The organism is Limosilactobacillus avium (assembly GCF_947381485.1).
GTDB classification, from domain to species: domain Bacteria; phylum Bacillota; class Bacilli; order Lactobacillales; family Lactobacillaceae; genus Limosilactobacillus; species Limosilactobacillus avium.
This window is the reverse complement of the sequence record NZ_CANCWN010000109.1, coordinates 1-311: the sequence shown is the minus strand read 5'-3', so window position 1 is coordinate 311 and position 311 is coordinate 1. Positions and strand designations below refer to the sequence as shown.

General features: G+C 40.5%; 1 protein-coding gene. It reads right to left on the bottom strand.

The genetic code is table 11. The features are described from left to right. Positions 1 to 158, bottom strand: a 158-nt coding sequence (locus tag QOS01_RS10515; protein WP_283622282.1) for a helix-turn-helix domain-containing protein, incomplete at its 3' end; no start/stop codon positions are given. Positions 159 to 311 lie beyond the last annotated feature (153 nt).

Sequence of the window (311 nt, the reverse complement as noted above, 5' to 3'; positions counted from 1 at the left end):
AGCTCAGCCCGGTACTCACTATTTAGCCGGTGAAGTTCGTTAAAGATGGTGGTCTTACTAAAGCCTAAGTAGTTAGCAATGTATCGCAAGAAACGTCCTTCATTATGAAGCGTTTCAATGACAACACGGTTCTGGAATGATAAAATAGTGGTGCTCATCAAGGTCCTTCTTTCGAATGGATTGTACGGTAACACCATTAAAGACCTTGATGGGTTTTTCTGTAACCGGTTTCTTCGCAAGGAGATTACCAAAGGTGAAGCTATAAATAACTATAGTAGTGCTCAGATCATAGCGACTAATGATTGGATGAA